21 protein-coding genes are annotated in these 24,397 nt (G+C 65.2%); 15 read left to right on the top strand and 6 right to left on the bottom strand.

Annotation, left to right across the window (positions count from 1 at the left end):
• The first annotated feature begins 78 nt into the window (after window positions 1-78).
• The 12 genes from LGN17_RS34600 (at window position 79) to LGN17_RS34545 (ending at window position 15,230) form a co-directional block, all read left to right on the top strand.
• On the top strand, window positions 79-1,176 hold the full coding sequence (locus LGN17_RS34600) for an efflux RND transporter periplasmic adaptor subunit (RefSeq protein ID WP_413227066.1): 1,098 nt from the start codon (window positions 79-81) through the stop codon (window positions 1,174-1,176).
• The gene (locus tag LGN17_RS34595; RefSeq protein WP_226201309.1) at window positions 1,173-4,259 is read left to right on the top strand and encodes an efflux RND transporter permease subunit; all 3,087 of its coding nucleotides are present in this window, start codon (window positions 1,173-1,175) and stop codon (window positions 4,257-4,259) included. The genes LGN17_RS34600 and LGN17_RS34595 overlap by 4 nt, the downstream gene beginning before the upstream one ends.
• 47 nt (window positions 4,260-4,306) lie before the next feature.
• Window positions 4,307-5,788, top strand: a complete 1,482-nt coding sequence (locus LGN17_RS34590) for an efflux transporter outer membrane subunit (RefSeq protein ID WP_226201308.1) — start codon at window positions 4,307-4,309, stop codon at window positions 5,786-5,788.
• 432 nt (window positions 5,789-6,220) lie between these two features.
• Window positions 6,221-7,030, top strand: coding sequence for an enoyl-ACP reductase FabI (gene fabI / locus LGN17_RS34585; protein WP_226201307.1), 810 nt, complete (start codon window positions 6,221-6,223; stop codon window positions 7,028-7,030).
• Between the two features lie 61 nt (window positions 7,031-7,091).
• Complete coding sequence (locus LGN17_RS34580) at window positions 7,092-9,440, top strand: DUF3141 domain-containing protein (protein WP_226201306.1); 2,349 nt, start codon at window positions 7,092-7,094, stop codon at window positions 9,438-9,440.
• A 19-nt stretch (window positions 9,441-9,459) separates the two neighbouring features.
• Window positions 9,460-10,398 carry a phosphate acetyltransferase gene (locus LGN17_RS34575; protein WP_226201305.1) on the top strand — a complete coding sequence of 313 codons (939 nt, stop codon included), beginning with the start codon at window positions 9,460-9,462 and terminating at the stop codon, window positions 10,396-10,398.
• 4 nt (window positions 10,399-10,402) lie between these two features.
• Entirely contained in the window at window positions 10,403-11,581 is a 1,179-nt protein-coding gene (locus tag LGN17_RS34570) for an acetate/propionate family kinase (protein WP_226201304.1), read from the top strand.
• Between the two features lie 33 nt (window positions 11,582-11,614).
• On the top strand, window positions 11,615-11,869 hold the full coding sequence (locus LGN17_RS34565) for an RNA-binding protein (RefSeq protein WP_113194772.1): 255 nt from the start codon (window positions 11,615-11,617) through the stop codon (window positions 11,867-11,869).
• A gap of 270 nt (window positions 11,870-12,139) precedes the next feature.
• Window positions 12,140-13,183 carry an alpha/beta fold hydrolase gene (locus tag LGN17_RS34560; RefSeq protein ID WP_226201303.1) on the top strand — a complete coding sequence of 348 codons (1,044 nt, stop codon included), beginning with the start codon at window positions 12,140-12,142 and terminating at the stop codon, window positions 13,181-13,183.
• Window positions 13,183-13,725, top strand: a complete 543-nt coding sequence (locus tag LGN17_RS34555; protein WP_226201302.1) for a cytochrome P460 family protein — start codon at window positions 13,183-13,185, stop codon at window positions 13,723-13,725. The genes LGN17_RS34560 and LGN17_RS34555 overlap by 1 nt, the downstream gene beginning before the upstream one ends.
• A gap of 302 nt (window positions 13,726-14,027) precedes the next feature.
• Window positions 14,028-14,354, top strand: coding sequence for a DUF4148 domain-containing protein (locus LGN17_RS34550; protein ID WP_175965635.1), 327 nt, complete (start codon window positions 14,028-14,030; stop codon window positions 14,352-14,354).
• An 84-nt stretch (window positions 14,355-14,438) separates the two neighbouring features.
• A complete protein-coding gene (locus LGN17_RS34545) occupies window positions 14,439-15,230 on the top strand; it encodes an alpha/beta fold hydrolase (protein ID WP_226201301.1) in 792 nt (263 codons plus the stop codon).
• Window positions 15,231-15,284: 54 nt separating this feature from the next.
• On the opposite strand, the gene LGN17_RS34540 is transcribed toward LGN17_RS34545, so the two are convergent.
• Window positions 15,285-15,593 carry a hypothetical protein gene (locus LGN17_RS34540; RefSeq protein WP_226201300.1) on the bottom strand — a complete coding sequence of 103 codons (309 nt, stop codon included), beginning with the start codon at window positions 15,591-15,593 and terminating at the stop codon, window positions 15,285-15,287.
• A 444-nt stretch (window positions 15,594-16,037) separates the two neighbouring features.
• Here LGN17_RS34540 and LGN17_RS34535 point away from each other — a divergent pair, with 444 nt between their 5' ends.
• Complete coding sequence (locus tag LGN17_RS34535; RefSeq protein ID WP_226201299.1) at window positions 16,038-17,651, top strand: FAD-dependent oxidoreductase; 1,614 nt, start codon at window positions 16,038-16,040, stop codon at window positions 17,649-17,651.
• A 197-nt stretch (window positions 17,652-17,848) separates the two neighbouring features.
• Here LGN17_RS34535 and leuB read toward each other — a convergent pair whose 3' ends face one another.
• From leuB to LGN17_RS34515, 4 genes are all read right to left on the bottom strand, one after another.
• A complete protein-coding gene (gene leuB, locus LGN17_RS34530; RefSeq protein ID WP_226201298.1) occupies window positions 17,849-18,943 on the bottom strand; it encodes a 3-isopropylmalate dehydrogenase in 1,095 nt (364 codons plus the stop codon).
• A gap of 396 nt (window positions 18,944-19,339) precedes the next feature.
• A complete protein-coding gene (locus tag LGN17_RS34525; protein ID WP_226201297.1) occupies window positions 19,340-20,113 on the bottom strand; it encodes a class I SAM-dependent methyltransferase in 774 nt (257 codons plus the stop codon).
• Window positions 20,094-20,756 (bottom strand): flavodoxin family protein, encoded by a 663-nt coding sequence (locus LGN17_RS34520; protein WP_226201296.1) that lies wholly within the window; start codon window positions 20,754-20,756, stop codon window positions 20,094-20,096. The genes LGN17_RS34525 and LGN17_RS34520 overlap by 20 nt, the downstream gene beginning before the upstream one ends.
• Window positions 20,757-20,788: 32 nt before the next feature.
• The gene (locus LGN17_RS34515) at window positions 20,789-21,823 is read right to left on the bottom strand and encodes an MDR family NADP-dependent oxidoreductase (RefSeq protein ID WP_226201295.1); all 1,035 of its coding nucleotides are present in this window, start codon (window positions 21,821-21,823) and stop codon (window positions 20,789-20,791) included.
• A gap of 92 nt (window positions 21,824-21,915) precedes the next feature.
• Between LGN17_RS34515 and LGN17_RS34510 the strand changes: the two genes are divergently transcribed.
• Entirely contained in the window at window positions 21,916-22,557 is a 642-nt protein-coding gene (locus LGN17_RS34510) for a TetR/AcrR family transcriptional regulator (RefSeq protein ID WP_226201294.1), read from the top strand.
• A 197-nt stretch (window positions 22,558-22,754) separates the two neighbouring features.
• Here LGN17_RS34510 and LGN17_RS34505 read toward each other — a convergent pair whose 3' ends face one another.
• Window positions 22,755-23,582 carry an SDR family NAD(P)-dependent oxidoreductase gene (locus LGN17_RS34505; RefSeq protein ID WP_226201293.1) on the bottom strand — a complete coding sequence of 276 codons (828 nt, stop codon included), beginning with the start codon at window positions 23,580-23,582 and terminating at the stop codon, window positions 22,755-22,757.
• A gap of 99 nt (window positions 23,583-23,681) precedes the next feature.
• Between LGN17_RS34505 and LGN17_RS34500 the strand changes: the two genes are divergently transcribed.
• Window positions 23,682-24,056: a MerR family transcriptional regulator gene (locus LGN17_RS34500; RefSeq protein WP_226201292.1), complete on the top strand. Its 375-nt coding sequence runs from the start codon at window positions 23,682-23,684 to the stop codon at window positions 24,054-24,056.
• The last annotated feature ends 341 nt before the right edge of the window (window positions 24,057-24,397 follow it).

Here is a 24,397-nt window from a genome sequence, read left to right as displayed (position 1 = left end):
GGGATTCAAAAAATTGACATCCGGGGCAGGCCGCTCCCCACACACTGATGCCATGACTGATTGATTGGGGAGATATCGGTGAGACGCTCAATGTTTTTTACCGCGGGCGCGTTGATCGTCCTGTTCGGCGCGTTGTTTCTGTGGCGCACGGAACGTGTGTCGGCCGCCGATCGGCCTGCGTCGCCGCCGGCGCCGTTGCCGGTCGAAACCATCGTCGTGAATCCGCAGGCGACGGCGCCGACGCTCGACGCGGTCGGTTCGCTCGAAGCGGTCCGGCAGGTGACCATCGCGCCGGAAGTCGCGGGCCGCATCGTCGGCATCCAGTTCGTCGCGGGTTCGCGCGTGAGTGCCGGGCAACCGCTCGTGCAGCTCTACGACGCGCCCGAGCAGGCGAAGCTCGCCGGGCTGCAGGCGAAGGCCGACTATACGCGCCGGCAGTTCGCACGCGCCGAGCAGCTCGTGCCGAACGGGGCCGAGCCGAAGGCGACATTCGACGCCCGCCGCTACGAGCTTGACGCTGCGCGCGCCGATATCCGCGAGACCCAGGCGGTCATTACGCAGAAGTCGATCCGCGCGCCGTTTTCCGGCGTGATCGGCTTGCGCCGCGTGAACCTCGGGCAGTACCTGAACCCGGGCGACGCGATCGCGACGCTCACGGATCTCGACGTGTTGCACGCGAACTTCACGGTGCCGCAGAAAGCGTTGAGCCGCGTGGCGCTCGGCCAGACCGTGCGCGTGACGACAGATGCGTATCCGGGCCGCACGTTCGAAGGGCGCGTGACCGCGATCGAGCCGCAGGTCGGCGACGAAACCCGCAACATCACCGTGCAGGCCACGGTGGCCAATACCGACCAGTTGCTGCGCCCGGGGATGTATATCGACGCGCATCTGGCGCTGCCGGGTCGCGACGCGGTGATCAGCGTGCCGGATACCGCGGTGCAGACCTCGCAGGCGGGCGACACCGTGGTGGTGGTCGAACAGCGCGACGCGCACGGCGTCGGCGTGGCGCGCGTGCGCCAGGTGCGGGCCGGCGCGCGCGAGCGTGGCCGCATCGTCATCGACGACGGGCTGCGCGCCGGCGACGTGGTCGTGACGACCGGGCAGTTGCGCGTCGCGCCGGGCGCGAAGGTGCAGGCGCTGGCCGATGCGTCCACGCAACGGGAGACGGTGCGATGAGCCAGACCACGCAAGGCGCGCGCTTCACCGACATCTTCGTGCGGCGGCCGGTGCTGGCGCTCGTCTGCAGCCTGCTGATCCTGCTGGTGGGCGTGCGCTCGCTCGGCGCGCTGCCGGTGCGCCAGTATCCGATGCTGGAGAGCGCGACGATCAGCGTCGAGACGGCCTATCCCGGTGCGTCGCAGGCGTTGATGCAGGGTTTCGTGACGACGCCGATCGCACAGTCGATCGCGACGGCGGACGGCATCGAGTATCTGACCTCCACGTCGACGCAGGGCAAGAGCGTCGTGAAGGCGCGGCTGCGCCTGAATGCGAACGCCGACCGCGCGATGACGGAAATCATGGCGAAGGTGCAGGAGGTCAAGTACAAGATGCCCGAGGGCGCGTACGACTCGGTGATCACCAAGCTGACCGATGCGCCCACGGCCGTCATGTATCTGGGCTTCTCGAGCGATACGTTGTCGATCCCCGAGATCACCGATTACGTGGTGCGGGTGGCGCAGCCGCTGGTCACCACGGTGCCGGGCGTCGCGTCGGCTGAAATCGTCGGCGGGCAGAACCTCGCGATGCGGGTCTGGCTCGACGCGTCGCGGCTCGCCGCGCACGGGCTGTCGGCCGCCGATGTCGCGGCCGCGCTGAAGGCGAACAACGTGCAGGCCGCGCCGGGCCAGTTGAAGGGTGCGCTGACCGTTGCCGACATTTCCGCGAACACCGACCTGACCGACGTCGGCGCGTTCGGCAACCTCGTCGTGAAATCGGACGCGAGCGGCAGTTTCGTGCGGTTGCGCGACGTCGCGACGATCGAGCTGGGCGGCCAGCAATACAACGCGAGCGCGCTGATGAACGGGCACCGCGCCGTCAACATCGCGATCAACGCGACGCCGTCGGGCAACCCGCTCGATATCGTGCGCGGCGTGCAGGCACTGCTGCCGACGATGGAGCGCAGCAAGCCGGCCAGCATCAGGATCGGCGATGTGTTCGACGTCGCGCGCTTCGTCAACGCGTCGATCGACGAAGTGCGCGAGACGATCATCGAGGCGATCGCGATCGTCGTGGTCGTGATCTTCCTGTTCCTCGGCTCGTTCCGCGCGGTCGTGATCCCGGTCGTGACGATTCCGCTCGCCCTCGTCGGCTCCGCCGCGCTGATGCTGGCCGCGGGCTTCTCGCTGAACCTGCTCACGCTGCTCGCGATGGTGCTGGCGATCGGGCTGGTCGTCGACGACGCGATCGTCGTCGTCGAGAACATTCACCGGCACATCGAATCGGGCGAGCCGCCGGCGCGCGCGGCGTTGCTCGGCGCGCGCGAGATCGCGTCGCCGGTGATCGTGATGACCATCACGCTCGTTGCGGTGTATGCGCCGATCGGGCTGATGGGCGGGCTCACCGGCTCGTTGTTCCGCGAATTCGCTTTCACGCTCGCAGGGGCGGTGTGCGTGTCCGCGGTGATCGCGTTGACGCTTTCGCCGATGCTGAGCTCGCTGCTGCTCGACAGCCGGATGTCGGAGGGCCGCGTCGCGCGGGCGATCGAACACACGCTGTCGCGCGTCACGCACGGCTACCGGCGCCTGCTGCACGCGAGCCTCGCCGCGCGGCCGGCGGTGCTGGTGTTCGGCGCGGGCGTGCTGCTGGGCATCGGCGTGCTGTTCAGCGGCGTGAAGCGGGAACTGGCGCCGCAGGAGGACCAGGGCTCGATCATGCTGCAGGTGAAGGCGCCGCAGTATGCGAACCTCGACTACCTCGAACGCTACGCGCCGCAGATCGAGAAGGTGTTCCGCTCGCTGCCTGAAGCCGACACGAGCTTCGTGCTGAACGGTGTCGGCGGGGCCAATCTCGGCTTTGCCGGCGTGAACCTCGTCGACTGGTCGAAGCGCACACGCGGTGCGGCCGACCTGCAGGCGCTCGTGCAGGCGCGCACGAACGCGATCGCCGGCGACCAGGTGTTCACGTTCCTGCTGCCGTCGCTGCCCGCGTCGAGCGGCGGCCTGCCGATCCAGATGGTGCTGCGCGCGCCCGCCGACTTCAAGGACATTTTCGCGACGATGGACAAACTGAAGGCCGCCGCCTCGAAGAGCGGCCTGTTCGCGGTGGTCGACAGCGATCTGACATTCGACAGCCGCGCGGTCGGCGTGACGATCGACCGCAACCAGGCGAATGCGCTCGGCGTGACGATGAAGGACATTGCCGATACGCTCGCCGTGCTCGTGGGCGAGAACTACGTGAACCGCTTCGACCACAACGGCCGCTCGTACGACGTGATTCCGCAGGTCGCGCGCGCGGAGCGCCTGTCGTCGGAGATGCTCAACCGTTACTACGTGAAAACGCGCGGCGGCAAGATGGTGGCGCTTTCGACCGTCGTGCGCGTGTCGAATGGCAGTCAGGCGAACGCCCTCACGCAGTTCAACCAGTTGAACTCGGCAACGCTGTCGGCGGTGGCTGCGCCCGGCGTGACGATGGGGCAAGCGGTCGAGTTCCTGCAGAAGCAGCCGCTGCCGGCCGGCTACGACATCGACTGGCTCGGCGAATCGCGGCAATACGTGCAGGAGGGCAATCGGCTGACCGTCACGTTCGTGTTCGCGCTCGTCGTCATCTTCCTGGTGCTCGCCGCGCAGTTCGAGAGCCTGCGCGATCCGCTGGTGATCCTCGTGTCGGTGCCGCTGTCGGTGTGCGGCGCGCTGGTGCCGCTGTACCTCGGCTTCGCGACGCTGAACATCTATACCCAGATCGGGCTCGTCACGCTGATCGGCCTGATTTCGAAGCACGGGATCCTGATGGTGAGCTTCGCGAACGAACTGCAACGCACGCAGCACCTCGACCGGCGCGCGGCGATCGAGCACGCGGCCGCGGTACGGCTGCGGCCGATCCTGATGACGACGGCCGCGATGGTCGCCGGGCTCGTGCCGCTGATTTTCGCGCGCGGCGCGGGGGCGGCCAGCCGCTTCGCGATCGGGATCACGGTCTCCACCGGCATGCTGGTCGGGACGCTGTTCACGCTGTTCGTGCTGCCGACCGTGTACACGCTGATCGCGAAGCGCCATCGCGAGGCGGTGACCAGCGAGCGCGCTCGCGTGCTGGAGGCCGTATGAACGTGCAATCTGAAACGCGTGCCGCGGCGGCGCGCCACGGGAGCATCATGAGTCGAATTCGCATCGCGGCGGTTGCGGCGGCCGCGCTCTTCGCCACGGGCTGCACGATGGCGCCGCACTACACGCGGCCCGACGCACCCGTCGCGCAGGCGTACCCTGCCGGCGGCGTCTATTCGACGCAGCCGGGCGCCGCAGCGGGTGCACGCAGCGCGAACGGCCAGGCGGCGACGGCCATCGGCTGGCGCGAATTCTTCGCCGATCCGCGCCTGCAGCGGCTGATCGAGATCGCGCTGAAGAACAACCGCGATCTGCGCGTGTCGGTGCTGAACGTCGAGGCGGCGCGTGCGCAGTACCAGATCACGCGCGCGGGGCTGTTCCCGACGCTTGACGGCATGGGGACGGGAAACATCCAGCGCTATCCGCAGGGTGTTTCTCCGACGGAGCAGGCCACGATCACCCGGACCTACAACGTCGGGCTTTCCGCGTCGTGGGAACTCGACCTGTTCGGCCGCGTGCAGAGCCTGAAGGACCAGGCGCTCGCGCAGTATCTGTCGACCGCCTACGCACGGCAGGCGTCGGAAATCTCGCTGGTGGCGCAGGTGGCCGATCAATACCTGACGCTGCTGTCGACCGACGATCTGCTGAAGGTCACGGAGAACACGCTGAAGACCGCGCGGGCATCGTACGACCTGACGAAGCTGCAGTTCGACAACGGCACGGGCACGGAACTCGATCTGCGCCAGGCGCAGACGGTCGTCGAGACGGCGCTCGCGAACCAGCAGCAGCAGGCGCGTGCGCGTGCGCAGGCGCTGAACTATCTGGTGCTGCTGATCGGCGAGCCGCTGCCGGACGATCTGCCGGCGGGCCTGCCGCTCGATGCGCAGAACCTGCTCCCGGACGTGCCGGCAGGCCTGCCGTCGGATCTGCTGACGCGTCGCCCGGACGTGATGCAGGCCGAGCAGGCGCTGCTGGCCGCGAACGCGAACATCGGGGCGGCGCGCGCGGCGTTCTTCCCGAAGATCTCGCTGACGGCCGCGTTCGGCACGGCAAGCCCGACGTTGGGCGGCCTGTTCAAGGCCGGCACGGCGGCCTGGTCGTTCGCGCCGACCGTCGCGCTGCCGATCTTCGAGGGCGGCTCGAACCTCGCGAACCTCGATCTCGCGCACGTGCAGAAGCGCATCGAGATCGCGAACTACGAGAAGACGATCCAGGCGGCGTTCCGCGACGTGGCCGACGGGCTGGCCGCACGCGGCACGTACGACCAGCAGATCGCGGCGCTGGAGCGCAACGCGCACGCGCAGCAGCGCCGCTTCGACCTGTCGGACCTGCGCTACAAGAGCGGTGCCGACAGCTATCTGTCGGTGTTGACCGCACAAACCGACCTGTACAACGCGCAGCAGACGCTGATCAATGCGCGTCTGGCGCGCTGGACCAACCTGGTCAACCTGTACCGCGCGCTGGGGGGCGGATGGATCCAGCGTAGCGGCGAGACGCCGCGTCCGGCAGATCAGCCGATCGCATTCCGATAGGTGGGGATGTCCCGGTGCGCGGCCGGCACGCAACCGGCCGACGGATGGCCCGGTCGGTGCCGTGTGACGAAGCGACAGATCGTGCGTTGGGCAGCCAACCGGTCATGAAATCGACGAACGCGGGGCGGCGCAGTCATGCCACTCGCGTTCGTTTCTTTTTTATGGCGAGAACGGCGATGACTGGATTGCTGCCTGCAGAAGCACCACGCGCTTGCACACACGATTGAATGACATATCGATGAAATGCGCACTTATGGATCGAAACATTTCAACGTAATTATCTGATTCAAAAGCGATTTTGATAAAAATCAAAAACATGTCGCGCGAATGATCAGATGGTTTGAAACCCTCAATACAATGATTCTCCGCATAAAGGCCAACCGGCCTTGACGCAGTTTCGTCCGGTGAAAAAATTCGACCCGAGGTTTCGCGATGACGAATCACGACGTGCGCGAGTCGCGCGTGTCTTGCAATGGCTTGCAGCCCCTTGAAGGCAAAAGGGGAATCGTCGTCGGCCTGGCGAACGAGCAGAGCATCGCCTGGGGATGCGCGCGCGCATTTCACGCAGCGGGTGCCGAGCTGGCCGTGACCTGGCAATCCGACCGCGCGTTGCCGTACGTCGAGCCGCTGCTGGAACAGCTGAAGCCGGCGATTGCGTTGCCTCTCGACGTGAGCCGGACCGACCAGATGCGCGAGGCGTTCGACGCGATCGGCGAGCAGTGGGGCGGCCTCGACTTTCTGCTGCATGCCGTTGCCTATGCACCGAAGGCCGATCTGCACGGGCGGGTCGTCGACAGTTCGCCGGAAGGGTTCGCACTCGCGATGGATACCTCCTGCCACTCGTTCATCAGGATGGCCAAGCTTGCCGAGCCGTTGATGACCTCCGGCGGCAGCCTGATGGCGATGACCTACATCGGCGCCGACCGGGTCATCGACGAGTACGGCGTGATGGGGCCGGTCAAGGCGGCGCTGGAGGCCTCCGTTCGCTACCTGGCCGTCGAACTGGGATCGGCAGGCATTCGGGTGAACGCCGTTTCGCCCGGCGCATTGCCCACGCGCGCGGCCTCCGGGCTGCCGAACTTTGATCACCTGCTCGACGACACCGCGCGACGTGCGCCATTGCGCCGGGCGCTCGACATCGATGACGTCGGCGCGCTGTGCACCTTTCTCGCCAGCGATGCCGCGCGCGCGATGACCGGCGGCGTTCACTACATCGACGCCGGGATGCACGTGCTCGGCTGACGCGAGTCGGCCGCTCCCGGCATGCGTCGCGATTCACCTTGCCCCTCTGGAGAACAGTGTTATGGATGCTGCCACGCAACTGGCGCGCAGTGACGAGATCGCCGCGGAGATTGTCCACGTCCTGCATAAGCGCACGCGGCACGCGCTGGAACAGTACGGGAAACGGTTGGGCGAAGCACTCGACGGCAGCGACAGCCCCAGCCACGATCCGGGCGCCGCGCCTTCGGGCACACCTTTCTCGCCGCTGAGCGCATGGCATTACGCGGTCGACGCCGTGCAGCGCTCGCTGCTGTTCTGGGACACGCTGCGCGAGCGCGGCACGCAATACGTCGAGCGCGCGGCCCAGGGGCTCAAGCCGGTGCTGCATTTCGACTACGACGTCGTGCTCGACGGGCGGCAGTTCGAGCGGCCCGTCAATTACGCGCTCGTTCACATCCAGCCGCCGGACGGCGTGATCGTCGACGCCGCGAAACGGCCTTACCTGATCATCGATCCGCGCGCGGGGCACGGCCCCGGAATCGGCGGCTTCAAGGACGATTCGCAAGTCGGCGTTGCGTTGCGCGCAGGGCATCCGGTGTACTTCGTCGTGTTCTTCCAGGAGCCCGAGCCCGGCCAGACGCTGCTCGACGTGTGCGCGGCGGAACAGGCGTTCGTCCGGAAAGTGCGGGAACTGCATCCGGACAGCCTCAAGCCGGCCATCGTCGGCAACTGCCAGGGCGGCTGGGCCGCGATGATGCTCGCGAGTTCGTCCGCCGACGATACGGGCCCGATCGTCATCAACGGCGCCCCGATGTCGTACTGGAGCGGCGCATGGAGCGAGGGGCCCGGCGACAATCCGATGCGCTATGCGGGCGGCCTGCTCGGCGGCACCTGGCTCGCGTCGTTCTCGTCGGACCTCGGCAACGGCAAGTTCGACGGCGCGTATCTCGTGCAGAACTTCGAGAACCTGAACCCGGCGAATACGTTGTGGGACAAGTATTACCACGTGTACGACAACATCGACACCGAGCCGCCGCGCTTCCTCGAGTTCGAGCGCTGGTGGGGCGGCTACTACCTGATGAACCGCGAAGAGATCGAATGGATCACGCGCAACCTGTTCATCGGCAACAAGCTCTGGTCCGGCGAGGTGCGGGACGGGGCGGGCAAGGCGTTCGACCTGCGCGAGATCCGCTCGCCGATCATCCTGTTCGCGTCGATGGGCGACAACATCACGCCGCCGCAGCAGGCGTTCAACTGGGTCGCGGACATCTACGGCAGCACGGAGGAGATCAAGTCGCGCGGGCAGGTCATCATCGGGTTGATGGAGGAGGATGTCGGGCATCTCGGTATCTTCGTGTCGGGCAAGGTCGCGAAGAAGGAGCACGCACAGATCGTCAGCGTGCTGGATGCCGTCGAGACGCTGCCGCCGGGCCTCTATGCGATGTCGATCGAAGAGGTGAAAGGCGCCGACGGAAAGGTCGCGTACGACGTCACCTTCGCCGAGCACCGTCTCGAAGAGATCGCGCAACACTTCAACCGCTTCGGGCGCAAGGACGAACAGGCGTTCGCGGCCGTCGCCGAGCTGTCCGAATTCACGCAGCGCGCCTATGAACTGTTCATGCAGCCGTTCGTGCAGCAGGCATCGAGCGAGACCACGGCACAACTGTTGCGCGATTTTCATCCGCTGCGCGTTCAGCGCTGGGCGTTTTCGGACCTGAATCCGTGGCTGCGATGGCTGAAACCGGCCGCCGACACGGTCAAGGCGAACCGCCAGCCGGCCGACGATATCGAGCCGTGGCGCAGGCTCGAGCGTCGCGGCTCGGACGTCATCAGCGCGTCGCTCGACTATTTCCGCGCGATCCGCGATGCGGGCACCGAGGCGCTGTTCTTCACGCTGTATACGCAGCCGTTCATGCTGCGTTTCGCGGAGCAGTATCGCGACCGTCACGCTGCTTCGCCGGCGGCGACGGACCCCCGTGACCTGCCGTTCGTGAAGGAGGCGCTCGCGTCGATCGACCGGGGCGGCTACACCGAAGCAGTGGCGCGCGCAGCGTTCCTGCTCGAGCGCAGCGGCGAGCCGTTTCCGCTGGCGCAGCTTGCGACCGAGCGCGAACTCGCCGAAACCTACGCCGACTACCTTCCGGACCTGCCGCCCGACCAGTGGCGGCGCATCTACGGCGAGCAGGAGATCATCGCGACGTATGCGTCGCAACAGGCCGTCGCCACGCTGCCGGCCCTGCTTGCCCGGCCGGAGGATCGCGGGCGGCTGCTGACGTTGCTGGACAAGCTGCTGGGCGATCCGCGCGTGCAAAGCGCGGCGGTGAGCGAGCAACAGTGGGCGGCCCTGCAACGCATCCGCGCGGTGCTGGGCGCGCCGCCCGCGAAGCGGCCGGCCAAGGGGCCGGTCGCGGCCCTCGATCGTGTGCAGTGACGGACAGCAAGGAATCGCAATGGAAACCAGACACGAGAAGTATCACCGCCTGATCGAACACTGCCGGACGCTGGCGCCGATGCCGACGGCCGTCGTGCATCCGTGCGATCGAAGCTCGCTCGAGGGGGCGCTCGAGGCGGCGCGCAAGCGGCTGATCGCACCGATCCTGGTCGGCCCGCGCGCACGGATCGAAGCGACCGCCGCGCAGTGCGGGCTGTCGATCGCCGATCACGAGATCGTCGATGCGCCGTACAGCGAGGCGTCGGCGGCCGCGGCGGTGCGGCTCGTTCGCGACGGGCGGGCGGCCGCGCTGATGAAGGGCAGCCTGCATACCGACGAGCTCATGGCCGAAGTGGTGCGTCACGATGCCGGATTGCGCACCGGCCGGCGCATCAGCCATTGCTTCGTCATGGACGTGCCCGCGCACGCCGATCCGCTGATCGTGACCGACGCGGCGATCAATATCGCGCCGACGCTCGAGGAAAAGGTCGACATCCTGCAGAACGCGATCGATCTTGCGCATGCGCTGGCATTTCCGCAGGTATTCGTGGCGATCCTGTCGGCGATGGAGACGGTCAACCCGAAAGTGCCGTCGACGCTCGAAGCCGCCGCGCTGTGCAAGATGGTGGACCGGCGGCAGATTACCGGCGCGCTCGTCGACGGCCCCCTTGCGCTCGACAACGCGATCGACCCCGAGGCTGTGCGCATCAAGCAGATCGATTCGCCGGTGGCCGGGCATGCGAACGTGCTGATGGTGCCGGACCTCGAAGCGGGCAACATGCTCGCCAAGAGCCTGTCGTTCCTCGCGGGCGCGGACGCGGCGGGGATCGTGCTCGGCGCGCGCGTGCCGATCATCCTGACGAGTCGCGCCGATTCGTTGATCACCCGGCTGGCTTCATGCGCGGTCGCGATGCTCGTCGCGAACGCGCAGCGTGAAGCCGCCGCGCGCGCGGGGTGACGCCATGGCAGACGTGATTCTGGTGTTGAATGCCGGCTCGTCGAGCATCAAGTTTTCCGCATTCGACGTGCAGGGCGACACGCTCGGGCTGATCGTGCACGGTCAGGTCGACGGCCTGTATACGGCCACCGCGCACTTCAGCGCCGTCGACCGTCACGCGGAACGTCACGAGCAGCAATGGGGCGGCGGCGATACGTTCGGCCATCACGAAGGGCTCGCGCAGATCGCCGCGTTCCTGGAGGCGCATCGGGAAGGGCATCGTCTCGCGGCGGTGGGCCATCGCGTCGTGCACGGCGGGCAGCGCTTCAGCGGCCCGGTGCGCGTCACGCCCGCGATCGTGGCCGAGCTGGAAAAGCTCACCCCGCTCGCGCCGTTGCATCAACCGCACAACCTGACGCCGATTCGCATCCTCGAAACGGTGCGGCCCGGTATCGAGCAGGTGGTCTGCTTCGACACGGCGTTCCACTGCACGCAGCCCGCGGTGGCCCAGGCGTTCGCGCTGCCGGAGTCGATCACCGGCCGGGGCGTGCGCCGCTACGGCTTCCACGGGCTCTCGTACGAGTACATCGCGAGCGTGCTGCCCGACGTCGCGCCTCGGGCGGCGCGCGGGCGCACGGTCGTCGCCCACCTTGGCAACGGCGCGAGCATGTGTGCGCTCGTGGCGGGCAAGAGCGTTGCCAGCACGATGGGGTTCACGGCGGTCGACGGACTGCCGATGGGCACGCGTTGCGGCAACCTGGACCCGGGCGTCGTGCTGTTCCTGATGGAAGAGCTCGGGATGGACGTGCGCGCCGTCGAGGATCTGCTGTATCGGCGCTCCGGCCTGCTCGGGGTGTCCGGCATATCGAGCGACATGCGCACCCTGCTCGCGAGCGACGATCCACGCGCGCGCTTCGCGATCGAGCTGTACGTCTACCGCATCGCGCGCGAACTCGGCTCGCTTGCCGCCGCCATGGAAGGCATCGACGCCATCGTCTTCACGGCGGGGATCGGCGAGCACGCGGCGGCGATTCGCGAAGGGGTGATGCGCCGTGCGGCCTGGCTCGGCGTCGAGATCGATGTCGACGCGAACCACGCCGGCGGGCCGCTCGTCACGACGGCGTCGAGTCGCGTACCGGCGTGGGTGATTCCGACCAACGAAGAACTGATGATCGCGCACCATACGCGCGAGCTGATCCGGTGACGGGCGGACGAACGAACGGAGAAAGGAGCCGTCATGGCCGAACTGTTGTTGGTCAATGTCGAGGAACACGCACGCGACGACGAGGTCGGCGCGTTCCTGACCCAGTATGGATTCCCGCGGTTCGATGCGATCGAGCGCGTGCCGGCCGGGATTGGCAACCCGGTCGCGCTGCTCAGGTTCAGCACGCTGTCGTCGGTGGCGCTCTACACGCTGCGCGCGCGGATCGATCACATATCGTGGCGGGGGCGGTCGATTCGTGCGCATATCCTGCCGGACCGGAAGGACTGAACGGCTTCGTGTGCCTGTGTGGCTCAAGGGGTGAATGCGGGTCGACTCGCCCGCCCATGCGCGTTTCCAGCACGATTTTTGAATCGCCGTGTGTCGTGTTCGTGCACAGATACGTTGGGATACAAAGCCTCCAGAGGCCTTGGGTATAAATCCGGTGAAGCGATTCACGCGGCGGCGCGGTGCCATGCGCCGCCGTTGCGAACGCCGATTCCCGGGTGCCCGCACGTGCCGCGGGGCCCCTTCTTAGCGATCGACACTGGAGAACGAGTCATGCCTGATACCGTGAACACCCGCCGCCGCCTGATCCTCGGTACGACGCTGGCGAGCCTGAGCCTCGCCGACCTCGGGTTCAGCGCCCTTGCGCATGCGCAGCCGGTGCCCGATGCGGCGCCTGCGAAGCGCACGGCCGGCGTCGCGTCGCTGGGTACGATCCACCAGATCGACGCGGGCGTGCTCAACGTCGGGTATGCGGATCTCGGGCCGCAGAACGGCCCCGTCGTGTTCCTGCTGCACGGCTGGCCGTACGACATCTACAGCTACGCGGAAGTCGCGCCGCTGCTCGTCGCGGCCGGCTATCGCGTGATCGTGCCGTACCTGCGCGGCTACGGTTCGACGACGTTCCGCTCGGCCGACACGGTGCGCAACGGCCAGCAGGCCGTGACCGCTGTCGACATCATCGCGCTGATGGACGCGCTGAAGATCGACCGCGCGGTGTTCGGCGGCTACGACTGGGGCGCGCGCACGGCCGACATCATCGCGGCGCTGTGGCCGCAGCGCGTGAAGGCGCTGGTATCGGTAAGCGGCTACCTGATCGGCAGCCAGGAGGCGAACCGCAAGCCGCTGCCGCCGCAGGCCGAGTTCCAGTGGTGGTATCAGTTCTACTTCACGACCGAGCGCGGCGCGCTGGGCTACGCGGCGAACCGCGACGCGTTCAACAAGCTGATCTGGCAACTCGCGTCGCCGAAGTGGCAGTTCTCCGACGAAACCTATGCACGCTCGGCCGCGTCGTTCCAGAACCCGGATCACGTCGCCGTCGTGATTCACAACTATCGCTGGCGCCTCGGGCTCGCGAAGGGCGAGGCGCAGTACGACGACCTCGAGCGGCGTCTTGCCGCCGGGCCCGCGATTACGGTGCCGACGATCACGATGGAAGGCGACGCGAACGGTGCGCCGCATCCGGAACCGGCCGCGTATGCGAAGAAGTTCACGGGCAAGTACCAGCACCGGACGATCACCGGCGGCATCGGCCACAACCTGCCGCAGGAGGCGCCGCAGGCGTTCGCGGACGCGATCCTGCAGGTGGAGCACCTGTGATGCGGGCACGCGTGGACGTGGTGCGGCGCACCGCGCGCCGCGTGTTCGTCGCGGGCGTGCTGGCGGCCGGTGCGGGGTTGGCGAGCGGCCCGGCCGCGTTGGCGGAGCAGCCGCAGCCGGCTGCCGCCGCGTCGCCGATCTACGGCGTGACGATTCCGCCCGGCTACCGGAAGTGGGAAATGGTCGCGCCGGCCGAAGAGGCCGCGCCGCTCGATGAACTGCGCGTGGTGCTCGCCAACCCCGTCGCGATCCGCGCGCTCGAACAGGCGACGCTGCCGTTCCCGGACGGCGCGATCCTCGTGAAGCTCGCGTACAAGCGCAAGCAGTCCGACGCGTTCCCGCCGGCGACGGTGCCGGGCCAGGCGACGACGGTCCAGGTGATGGTGAAGGACTCGCGCCGTTATGCATCGACGGGCGGCTGGGGGTTCGGGCGCTTCATCAACGGCGTGCCGGCCGATATCGGCCAGCATCGGACGTGCTTTGCGTGCCACGAGGCGCGTGTGAAGAATCACGATGACGTGTTCACGCGGCTGGCGCCGTGACGCGCGTGGCGTGATGTGTTCGACCGAAAGGCGTGCCGTGTGTGGCACGCCTTTTTTCATGGCGGGTGGGCCTTGGGGCGCACATCGGCAAACGGGGCAGCGAACGATGCGGCAGCCCGGTTTGTATCGCACTGTATCTGCGGCCGCTCCTGAAAAACTGGCATGCGGAAAGCACCGATTTCGGAAACATGGCAGATACGTGCGCGGGTTCTACTGTCGACATGCAGGAAACGTTCGATGCCAGACGATCTGGATCGGATGCCGAATGATCGACTGACCTACTTCCTTCAAGGAGAACCTTCATGAAAGCCGCTCGAATCCTCGCCGTCGCCGTCCTCGCCGCCATCCCCGCATTGTCGTTCGCCGATACCGGCCACGGCCTCACGCGTGCCGACGTGCGCGCCGAACTCGTCCGCCTGGAACAGGCCGGCTACAACCCGGCCCGCAGTGAACCGCATTACCCGGAGGACGTCGCCGCCGCGCTGCAGGTCGCGCGCTCCGACCAGAACGGCCCGTCGAAGTCGCAGGGCGACAACATGGCCGACGCATCGACGCCTGTCGGCCATCGCGGCGCGACGCAAGCGCCCGCCGCACCGAATGCCGCTGACAACTTGTACGCGCATTCGTGATGGGCTGCCGCGCTTGCCGCCGGCGGGCGCGGCCATCCCTGCAGTACTTCAGGTGAAAAACACAGCAAAGCAAGGAGCATGACGATGGCCGGTTTGATGAAACGCGTTCTGGTATCCGCCGCGGTGATCGGTGGACTGTTCGGTGCGGCGGCGGCGCAGGCTGCGCCGAAAGAAGACCTGAAGGGCACGAACGTCGTGCTCGTGCACGGCGCGTTCGCCGACGGGTCGAGCTGGAGCCGCGTGATTCCGCTGCTCGAGGCACGCGGGCTGCACGTGGTGTCGGTGCAGAATCCGTTGAGCTCGCTCGCGGACGATGCGGCCGCGACGAAGCGCACGATCGACGCGCAGCAGGGGCCGGTCGTGCTGGTCGGCCATTCATGGGCCGGCGTCGTGATCAGCGAGGCGGGTAACGACGACAAGGTGAAGTCGCTCGTGTACGTCGCCGCGTTCGCGCCCGACAACGGCCAATCGATCGCCGACGTCACGCAGGGGCTGCCGGCGCCCGCCTGGGCCAGTGAACTGCGCAAGGAAGCCGGCGGTTTCGCGACGCTGTCGGACAAGGCGATCGCGCAGGATTTCGCGCCGGACCTGCCGCCCGCGCAGCAGCGCATCGTCGCGGCGACCCAGGGGCCGTGGTATGGCGGCTGCATCTCGGAGAAGGTCACGCAGGCCGCGTGGCATGCGAAGCCGTCGACGTTCGTCGTCGCGACGCAGGACAAGATGATCGACCCGACGCTGCAGGAATCGATGGCGAAGCGGATCGGCGCGACCGTCGCGCGCGTGAACGGCAGCCATGTGTCGATGCTGAGCCAGCCGAAGGCGGTGGCCGATGCGATCATCGCGGCCGCGGAGCGTGTGAAGCAGGATGCGCAGTGAGGGAAGGCGGCGCCGTATGGCGCCGCGAATCGTGCACCCGCGCAACGTCGATGGTTAGCAGCTCGATTGAATCGTGGCTGCCGTCGCAATGTTGGGATTTCCGTCCAAAACACCAGGCATGACGGAAATATGACCGGGGTGGAAGTTGGCGACGCACGAGAAACCGACACTCGTGTTGTTGAGAATCGTCATTGAAACATCGGGCGCTTGCCAGTGAAGCGAGGTGTTTGTCCACGGCGCACCCGACGATGCCGTGCATGTTGCGTTATCGGTGACCGATGTACAGGAATGCTCAGGGACGTCTGCGCATGCACCGGTGATGCGGGCAGCAGCAGTGGAGTCGACAGACGTGTCGAGATTCATTCTACTTGGAGCTTTGTTCACTCAACGTTGACCTCTAAAGTTACTTGAAGGTTGTGGCCGAAGCCGGCCGGTCCGCCGGCCTCAGGGTTGCTCTGAGGCTCGGTTCAGCCATCGCGACCACCCGTCCACGATGTCGCGCTGACAATAGGATGTCGTTTTGCTCTATTGCAGCGGTCATTCGCTCGACGGAGCGAACCGGGCTCGCTTTAGAATCCGGAAAGGATGGTTCGCCAAGCCGATTCGCTCACGGTGAGAAAACGAGACGTCATGAAGAGACGATGCCTTCTGAAGGGTGTTGCCGCGCTGCCTTTCCTCCCAACCCCCTCGATTTTTGCCGATGTGATTCCAGCCGTGGCTGGAACAAGCCGCGTTCGGCCTGGCGATCCTGCGTGGCCGGACACTGAGGAATGGGAGGCGCTGAGTCGCGCAGTGGGTGGAAATTTGATGCGACCGACGACCATCTGGGAGACGTGCGCGCAAGCGCCCCGCACGCCCGATTGTCTAGCTCGCCTGGAGGAAGCGCGAAACCCGATCGCGCTCGGTGACGATCCTGGCGGCACGCAGATCTCAGGGTGGCTCGACGGATGGACACCCCGCGCGAGCGCGTACGCTCTGGCGGCCCGTTCTACCGCCGACGTGGTTGCGGGCATCGATTTCGTGCGCCAACACAATTTGCGTCTGGTGGTGAAAGGCGGAGGGCACAGTTATCTGGGCGGCTCGAACGCGCCGGATTCCCTTTTGATCTGGACACGCGCGATGAACCGCATCGAGCTACACGATGCATTCGTTCCCTTGGGCTCGTCGATGCCTCCGACATCGGCTGTGACTGTCGAGGCCGGCTGCATGTGGATCGACGTCTACACGGCCGTCACCACCCAGGCTGGGCGATACGTCCAGGGAGGCGGTTGTGCGAGCGTGGGGGTGGCCGGCCTCGTTCAGGGCGGCGGTTTCGGATCGTTCTCGAAGCGTTACGGATTGGCGGCCGCGAGCCTGCTCCAGGCCGAGATCGTCACCGCTGACGGCGTTGTCCGCACCGTTAACGCCTCGCGGGAGCCCGACCTGTTCTGGGCGCTGAAAGGCGGAGGTGGCGGCAGTTTCGGTGTGGTGACCAGGCTCACTTTGCAGACCCACGATCTGCCTGAGCACTTTGGTTGGGCTGAGTTCACGGTCAAGGCGTCATCGCGTGAGGCTTACCGGCGGCTGGTTGAACGGCTCGTCGGCCACTATGCCGAAAACCTGTTCAACCCCCAATGGGGCGAGCAGCTTGTGTTTCACGAAGACGAAGTCCACGTGTCGATGGTGTGTCAGGGCCTCAACGACGGACGAGCCAAATCGGTCTGGGCACCTTTCATCGATTGGGTACGCGCCTTACCGGCAGATTTCGCCTTCAATGACGAACCTCGAATCGGCGCCGGTCCCGCACGCCGCTGGTGGGATATCAAGGCCAACCCGGGGCTGGTGCCCGACCCACGAGCCGGAGCGGCTACCCGGCACGGTTGGTGGCGAGGCGATGGAGACGAGGCCTCCCTATTTCTGTACGGCTACGCGTCACAATGGCTGCCCGCGACGCTTCTCGCAGCCGCCCGACGCGGCGAGCTTGCCGGGGCGCTCGTGGAGGCCGCTCAATTTCAGGCCGTGGAACTGCATGTCAACAAAGGACTCGCCGGTGCCCCTGCGGAAGTAAACGAGCACGCACGTCAGTGCGCGATGAATCCCAAAGTCGCCGACGCGTTCGCCTTGATGATTGTGGCTGCGGGCGGTCCGCCGCCGTTTGCGGGTCTCCCGATCACGCCGCCTGACATGACGGAGGCATATCGCCAAGCCGAGCGTGTGGCCAAAGCTGCGGCCGTTCTTAAAGCATTGTCACCACAAAGTGGCTCCTATCTTTCGGAAGCAGATTTTTTCCGTGGAGATTGGCGCGAAGCGTTTTGGGGGGTGAATTATGCGCGGCTGAAAGCGATCAAGAACCGCTACGACCCCGAGGGATTCTTTTTCGTCCATCACGGGGTCGGCAGCGAGGACTGGAGCGCCGACGGCTTTACGCCGGTGCGGTCGTGATTGTTGGGATGTCCGGTGATTGACTTGCAGCGGTCGGGAGTCGTTCATTCGGAGCGCAGACCGATGCGGGTCGGGTGCTGCCCTTCACATCGGGCGGGATTCGCACTCCATTTCGGACATTCGGACGTTCATGCAGCAGCGGTCCTACCTTCTACAGCATGATCGACTGAGGCACTTCACGGCAGACACAGCAGCTTTTACGAAATGGCTTCTTGCGTCGGGAGTGCCGCAGCGACCGCGTCGCCCATCTCGCTGGTGCCGACCTTGCGCGTGCCGGCTTCCCAGATGTCAGCCGTGCGCAGCCCTTGCATGAGCACCCGCTTGACCGCCGTCTCAATGCGCAGGGCTTCATTGGGGAGGTTCAGAGAATGGCGCAGCATCATTGCCGCAGACAGGATGGTCGCAAGCGGATTCGCGATGTCCTTGCCCGCGATGTCCGGCGCAGATCCGTGTGACGGCTCATACAAGCCCTTGCCATTCGCATCGAGGGACGCAGAAGGCAACATGCCAATCGAGCCGGTCAGCATCGCCGCTTCGTCCGACAGGATATCGCCGAACAGGTTGCCGGTGACAATCACGTCAAACGCCTTCGGTGCGCGCACCAGCTGCATTGCGGCGTTGTCGATATACATGTGTGAGAGCTCGACGTCGGGATATTCGCTGGCCACCCTTGTTATCGTGTCACGCCAGAATTGCGAGGTTTCGAGCACATTGGCCTTGTCGACGTTACACAAGCGCTTGCTGCGCTTTTGCGCGGCACGAAAGGCGACATGGGCCACGCGAACGATTTCCGGCGTGCTGTAACGCATGGTGTCAAATCCTTCTTCATGACCCTGGAATGGCCCGTCGGGTGCGATACGCGTGCCGCGCGGCTCGCCAAAATACACGTCGCCGGTCAGGTCGCGGATGATCAGGATGTCGAGACCGCCAACGACTTCTGGCTTAAGCGTCGATGCTGCTGACAGTTCCGGATACAGCATCGCAGGACGCAGGTTGGCGAACAAGGCCAGATGCTTGCGCAGGCCGAGGATCGCTTGTTCCGGTCGCAGTGGTCGTTCGAGCTTGTCGTATTGCCAGTCGCCAACGGCGCCAAGAAGAATAGCGTCGGCTGATTTTGCCAACGCGAGCGTACGCTCGGGCAACGGGTGGCCGTGGATGGCATAGCCGGCACCGCCAACTGGTGCTTCTTCCAGTTCGAAGGAACAATCAAGCGCGTTGAGTACCTTGACGGCCTGCGCCGTGATTTCAGGACCAATGCCGTCACCGGGCAAAACCGCAATTCTTGGATTCATGCGAATGGAGTCTCCGTTGATTGAAGGACTCCAGCCTAACCGACGTACTCTCATGAAAAAAGATTAAGCATTTATCCCGGTACAGATCATGCCATGCTGCCTGAACCGCACTCGACCCGGCAGACGTGAGATGAAGGGGATCGCCGAGCGTCTCGTGCTTGATGCGCCGACCTCACGCGAACACGTAGAGCGGGCTGGTGAAGCCCTCGACGTAGACGAGCACCGAGTACGGTTGCAAAAGTCACTGGAACGAGGCGTTCTCAATGCGACGGAAAGGCAAAACCGTCGCCGATGCAATGCTTCGACCGGATTCGGCAGCGTGCTGCTTCGTCGGCGCATTGAGTACGCAGTCTTTGCCATGAGATGCAGACTTCCGCAAACGGCTTCGGCAATCAACTACTTTTTCGCCGAGATTGCGTGCATTTGACCGACTGACCTGTCGTGATCCACTGTGAATCCGACCCGTTGCAACTCTGCGACCTGGCTTGCGGGTGACAGGCGCAGCTTCTTGTAGCTGCTCTTGTAGAGCCTCCATGCCTCGCCCTCACGCACATGGATCAGATCGGTGACCACAACGTTTTCAGGTTCGTATTCAAGCACGCAAGTCATGAGGCGCTTGTCGTCGGCGCGAACCGGGATGAAACGCTCCAGTCCCACCCGTTCTCGTGAAAGATCACGGAAAGTCAGCACGAGGCGCCCGTCCGGTTCCAGGGCATCGTAGGCGTCCCGATAGAGTCTCGATACATCGTCCTGCCGTTCCAGATGTGTCAGCGTGTCTCCCATGCAAACGATGACACTGACCGAGCCGCATTCGACCAGGGTTGGAAAGGCGCGCAGATCGGCAAACACGGGCGTGACCCGATCGTCGTCCACCGCCTTTTCCAATTCCGCGAGAAGATCCCGGCTGGTGTCGATCGCAATGACAGTGCCGTAGCCGAGATTGACGAGCGCCATGGACTGATATCCCGGTCCACACCCAAGATCGACGGCGACGGCCTTCGGTCCGCAGTTCAAGCCCAGCTCGGCAAGAAGCGCTTTCTGCTCGGCGGCCTTATCGCTGACCGTCGCGCCGCTCATCCACGAATAGTGGGCGGCCAGGAGATCATCATAGTGGCGAGTCACCTGGCTCGCGGGGCGGGCGCCCATGCAGTCACAGATTGATTTTGTCATCCTGACGATCCTGGCGATCTCGACCAGACGACGCGGTGCGGCCCCGCGCGAACTGAAGCGCCGCGTCGGCGACGCGCCAGCCGAGGTGGCGCGCGGTGGCGAGATCCGCTTCGGGAGGCGCGGCCTCGGGCCCTTGATCCGTATTCGATTGCGCGCCCGCACCTAACCAGAAACCCAGCCGATTGAGATCCTCCGCCGAGCCCGTGGTCGAGTTATTGGCAGGAGGCAGGCCAAGATTGACCCAGTGCATGCCGTGCTGGGCGGCGAACAAGGCAAGCTGCACAAGCGTGGACAGTTTGTCTCCGGCGTGCGCGCCGGAATTCGTGAATCCGGCCGCAATCTTGTCCTTCCACAGGAAGCCCCTGAACATCACCGCACTGGAGGTCGCCTCCTGAAAGGCTTTGAATTCCGCCGACACGCCCGCCATATAAGTCGGCGCGCCGAAAATGATTGCGTCGGCAAGTGCGAGTTCGTCCCAGCGCGCTGGCGCGTCCTCGCAAGCGACAAGAAATCCCGTTGCGCCGGCAGCACGGGCGACCCCTTCCTTTACGGCCATCGCCTGCCGTGCGGTATGGCCATAACGGCTATGAAAGACAATCGCTACACTTGCATTCGTCACTGACTTCTCCTGGAAGATCGACATCCCTATCCCGCTTCATCTGGCCAGCCGCCGCACTACAGTTCGACCAGCACCACGCCTTTGAGCCTGCCCGCACACGCCTCCTGCAATGCCGCCGGGGCATTGTCGAGGCCACGGAAGGTCGTGCACGGCAGACAAATCGCACTGGCTTGCCGCCATTCGTGCAGGCGGTCCAACCATTCGTCGATCACACCGGGATCGTCTTCGCATGCGCTGTAGCCGCGCAGCGTGATGCCCTTGATCGGAAGCCGAAACGTATCGATCTCGGCCGGCGCGATAGAGCTGGCGTGCTCGGCACTCAGTTCCGCGACGAGGGCGCCCAGGATGACGAAACGCGCTCCCTCTCGCGCCAGCCCCACGGCGGCGCTCAATTGTTCGCCGCCAACCATGTCGACGAAAACATCGATGCCATCAGGCGCAGCGTCGGCCAGTTGCGCGACGAATGGACTACCGTCGCGCACGATCACCGCGTCATAGCCGAGCTCCCGCCTCATCCACGCCGCCTTGTCCGGGCTGCGCGTGCTGCCGATGACTCGCCCGGCACCGAGCCTGCGCGCGATCTGTCCGGCCATCGATCCGATGGCGCCTGCTCCGCTCGATACGAGCACCGTGTCGCCCCGCTTGATCTGTATTCCACGCGTCAGCGCCGCATAGGCGGTCGAGCCATGACCGAGGTAAGCCGCGGCATCGAGGCCTTCGCCGGGCAACGCCTCGCAGCGATGCGCGTCGACGACCGCATAGTCGCGCCAACCCAGCGGATGCAGGACAATCTCGCCCACCTGCAGTCCGGATTCCGGCCCTGCGGCGATCACCTCGCCAATCGCCGCGTCCGCCAGGGCGTCGCCGGGCTTGAGGGGCGGAAACGGAATGCCCTTGATCTCTTTCGCGTCGCGGCTGGACATCAGGCGCGTCGACACCGAGATGCGGAACCACCGGTTGCGTAGCAGCACCTGATGGGGCGCCAAAGGCGGCAAGGAAGTCTCGACAATCGAGAAATGAGCCGACTGGAGCGTGCCATCCGGGTGGGTGGCGAGTTGAACCTGACGTGAAACACGGGGATGCAAATCCATGGGGGACTCCTTCGATCCGGCGCAGGCAGCATCGCCGAGCGACACGTTTTGCCTGCGAAGGTATAGTGAAATTTTTGCGTGAATCCACAGCCATGGCTACTCGCTTTTCCGCTCCCCCTCCATCGGGCCGCCGAGTCCCCAGGCAGCAGCGTTCGCGCGCCACGGTCGATGCACTCGTCGAGGCTGCTGCTCACGTTCTCGCCGCTCGCGGCTGGGCGAAGTTCACGACCAACGAAGTGGCCCACGTCGCCGGCGCAAGCATTGGATCGTTGTATCAATACTTTCCCGACAAGCTGGCGCTGGCCGAGGCGATCCGTGCGCGTCACCTCGGTGCAGTACTTGCTGCGTTGCCGGATCCCGGCGCGTGCGACGACGCCATTCCGCCTGTGACGCGGGCCGCTCGATTGATCGACGGCATCATCGCGATCCATTCGGCGGATCAGAGGGTGCATCGGGTGCTGCTCGAAGAAGTCCCACTCGCGGCGCGCTCAAGCAATGACGCATTCGAGGTGGAATACCTGCGCCGTTACCAGGCGTTGATCCGGCCAGGCGCGCCGCACGCCGCCGACCCGCGGGATACGATTGCCGCCCAGGTGCTCGCCGCGGCCGTGGAAGGCACGGTCCACGCCGCCGCGTTGCGCGGCACGCTCGGGGTACCCGAGGTGCGGCGGGAACTCAACGGCCTGGTATGCGGCTATCTGCGTGAACGCGGCGTCCGAGCCATCGAGCGATGAGGAACAAGCGCCTCCTGCATTTGCGGGCATTCCTGAACTCGCCGCACGTGGAGAGGGTACCTGCTGCGTTGGAACTGCCTGCGGACGCTCCATGAGCGTTTGCTCAGCGAACTGGGCAACGAGGTGAGTCGGGTATCCGCCGAAGGCGATCTGCGGATCGCAACGTCGAGAGACTGCCGTGTGGAAACAGCACAACCCTACGCCTCGATATCTGTTGCCGCGAGACCCTGAACTTCTCTCGGGCGAAGGATTTTTTCAACGAGGCGAGCCGACATCTGGCGGGTCAATAGTCTCTGCAAGTTCGCAAGCAGTCGATTTCGCGCTCCCACAACCCGATAGCTCAGATTGCGATCGAGCGCCCGCAACGCATCCTGCACCACGTTCGCGACCGGCATCGGCACGCCGACTGCAGCCTCCCTCGCGCCAACAACGTCGAAAAAGGCCGTTTGCGTCGCACCAGGACATAGTGCGACGACCCGGATGCCCCGATGCCGGTTCTCAGCCCAGACGGCCTCCGAAAATGACAGGAGAAAGGCTTTCGTCGCGCCGTAGACCGCCATATACGGATCGGGCTGGAATGCCGCGGTTGACGCGACGTTGATGACTGCGCCATCGGATCGCGCTTGCATCCCCGGCAGCAGAAGATGAGTCAGCTCGACCGCGGCGATGCAGTTCACCTGAACTTCATCGCGCTGGCGCGTCAACGGAATCGTTTCAAAGCGCCCGTAAGCCGCGAAGCCCGCATTGTTGATCAGCACATCGACGAACATGCCTGTCGCCTTCAGATGACGATCGATCGTGTTGACGGCGTCGGCCGCGCTCAGGTCGACCGTCAGGAAATGGGCGTCGCACGCATGGTCGCGTCGCAGTTCCGCGGCCAGATCGCGCAGCGTGTCGTGAGAGCGTGCGACCAGCAGGAGTCTCGCCCCGCGTTCGGCCAACGCATAGGCAAACGCGCGCCCGATACCCGACGATGCACCCGTGACGAGTGCTGTTTTACCGCGAAAATCGAAAGATTTGCTCATGGCCTGCTGATGGAGTGGAACGGGAGTTGCACTCTAAACCGTTGACTATAGGCAACGGTCAAGCGTAAATGACGCTCCACGACATTGATTGGAGGCAGCATGCGCATCGGCGAGCTATGCAAGCGGGCGGGTGTATCGCGCGACACCGTCCGTTACTACGAGCGTATGGGCCTGCTGGACAAAACACCACAACCTAACGCGACGAACACTTACAAGCACTATTCGGAACTTTCGTTACAGCGGATACGGCTGATCGTCCACGCGAAGGCGTTGGGCTTCACGCTGGCGGAAATTGGCGACGTTGTCCATGTATGGGAAAGTCCGACGTTCGGCGTTGAGCAAAAGGTCGTGTGCCTGCAAGCAAAGCTCGCTGAACTCGACGCAAAGCATCTCGCGCTGATCACGCTGCGAGCAGGGTTGCTGAATGCGTTGGCCAAAGTTGGCGGAGAGTGTGTCGAAGATGAAATTGCGTGATCCGTCGCGGCCGAGCCAGTGTCATGATGCCTCGAACAGGGCCGTCAATGGCCGCTTGGATCGCGCGCGCGAGTCCGCGCGATGAGAGCCGGTCGCCCGCGCTCCCGCATTGACGCCTTCTGACCGTCTGTATAGTCGATCCGCCACCTCTGTTTCATTGCAACACGCGTCGCTGCCATGCGGCCTCAAGTGTGTTGCATCGACGGGTTGAATCCGCAGCAGATCACGGACACTCAAATACTGGGTTCATGCGCCCGCGCCGCGCAGAGGCTCATTTCCGAAGACAAGGCGACAACCAGGCCGATGGCGTGCTTCTCGCATCCCGGCGTCATGTCTCGATC

This window comes from Burkholderia sp. AU30280, from assembly GCF_020420125.1.
Classification (GTDB): domain Bacteria; phylum Pseudomonadota; class Gammaproteobacteria; order Burkholderiales; family Burkholderiaceae; genus Burkholderia.
Note: the sequence above shows the minus strand (reverse complement) of the source record. Positions and strands in the feature narration are given on the sequence as shown.

Bases quoted from the DNA above. Each gene is read 5' to 3' on its own strand.
- LGN17_RS34595 (WP_226201309.1), top strand. From the start codon at position 1,173: ATGAGCCAGACCACGCAAGGCGCGCGCTTCACCGACATCTTCGTGCGG.
- LGN17_RS34590 (WP_226201308.1), top strand. From the start codon at position 4,307: ATGAGTCGAATTCGCATCGCGGCGGTTGCGGCGGCCGCGCTCTTCGCC.
- fabI (WP_226201307.1), top strand. From the start codon at position 6,221: ATGACGAATCACGACGTGCGCGAGTCGCGCGTGTCTTGCAATGGCTTG.
- LGN17_RS34580 (WP_226201306.1), top strand. From the start codon at position 7,092: ATGGATGCTGCCACGCAACTGGCGCGCAGTGACGAGATCGCCGCGGAG.
- LGN17_RS34575 (WP_226201305.1), top strand. From the start codon at position 9,460: ATGGAAACCAGACACGAGAAGTATCACCGCCTGATCGAACACTGCCGG.
- LGN17_RS34570 (WP_226201304.1), top strand. From the start codon at position 10,403: ATGGCAGACGTGATTCTGGTGTTGAATGCCGGCTCGTCGAGCATCAAG.
- LGN17_RS34565 (WP_113194772.1), top strand. From the start codon at position 11,615: ATGGCCGAACTGTTGTTGGTCAATGTCGAGGAACACGCACGCGACGAC.
- LGN17_RS34560 (WP_226201303.1), top strand. From the start codon at position 12,140: ATGCCTGATACCGTGAACACCCGCCGCCGCCTGATCCTCGGTACGACG.
- LGN17_RS34555 (WP_226201302.1), top strand. From the start codon at position 13,183: ATGCGGGCACGCGTGGACGTGGTGCGGCGCACCGCGCGCCGCGTGTTC.
- LGN17_RS34550 (WP_175965635.1), top strand. From the start codon at position 14,028: ATGAAAGCCGCTCGAATCCTCGCCGTCGCCGTCCTCGCCGCCATCCCC.
- LGN17_RS34545 (WP_226201301.1), top strand. From the start codon at position 14,439: ATGGCCGGTTTGATGAAACGCGTTCTGGTATCCGCCGCGGTGATCGGT.
- LGN17_RS34540 (WP_226201300.1), bottom strand. From the start codon at position 15,593: ATGAATCTCGACACGTCTGTCGACTCCACTGCTGCTGCCCGCATCACC.
- LGN17_RS34535 (WP_226201299.1), top strand. From the start codon at position 16,038: ATGCGACCGACGACCATCTGGGAGACGTGCGCGCAAGCGCCCCGCACG.
- leuB (WP_226201298.1), bottom strand. From the start codon at position 18,943: ATGAATCCAAGAATTGCGGTTTTGCCCGGTGACGGCATTGGTCCTGAA.
- LGN17_RS34525 (WP_226201297.1), bottom strand. From the start codon at position 20,113: ATGACAAAATCAATCTGTGACTGCATGGGCGCCCGCCCCGCGAGCCAG.
- LGN17_RS34520 (WP_226201296.1), bottom strand. From the start codon at position 20,756: ATGTCGATCTTCCAGGAGAAGTCAGTGACGAATGCAAGTGTAGCGATT.
- LGN17_RS34515 (WP_226201295.1), bottom strand. From the start codon at position 21,823: ATGGATTTGCATCCCCGTGTTTCACGTCAGGTTCAACTCGCCACCCAC.
- LGN17_RS34510 (WP_226201294.1), top strand. From the start codon at position 21,916: ATGGCTACTCGCTTTTCCGCTCCCCCTCCATCGGGCCGCCGAGTCCCC.
- LGN17_RS34505 (WP_226201293.1), bottom strand. From the start codon at position 23,582: ATGAGCAAATCTTTCGATTTTCGCGGTAAAACAGCACTCGTCACGGGT.
- LGN17_RS34500 (WP_226201292.1), top strand. From the start codon at position 23,682: ATGCGCATCGGCGAGCTATGCAAGCGGGCGGGTGTATCGCGCGACACC.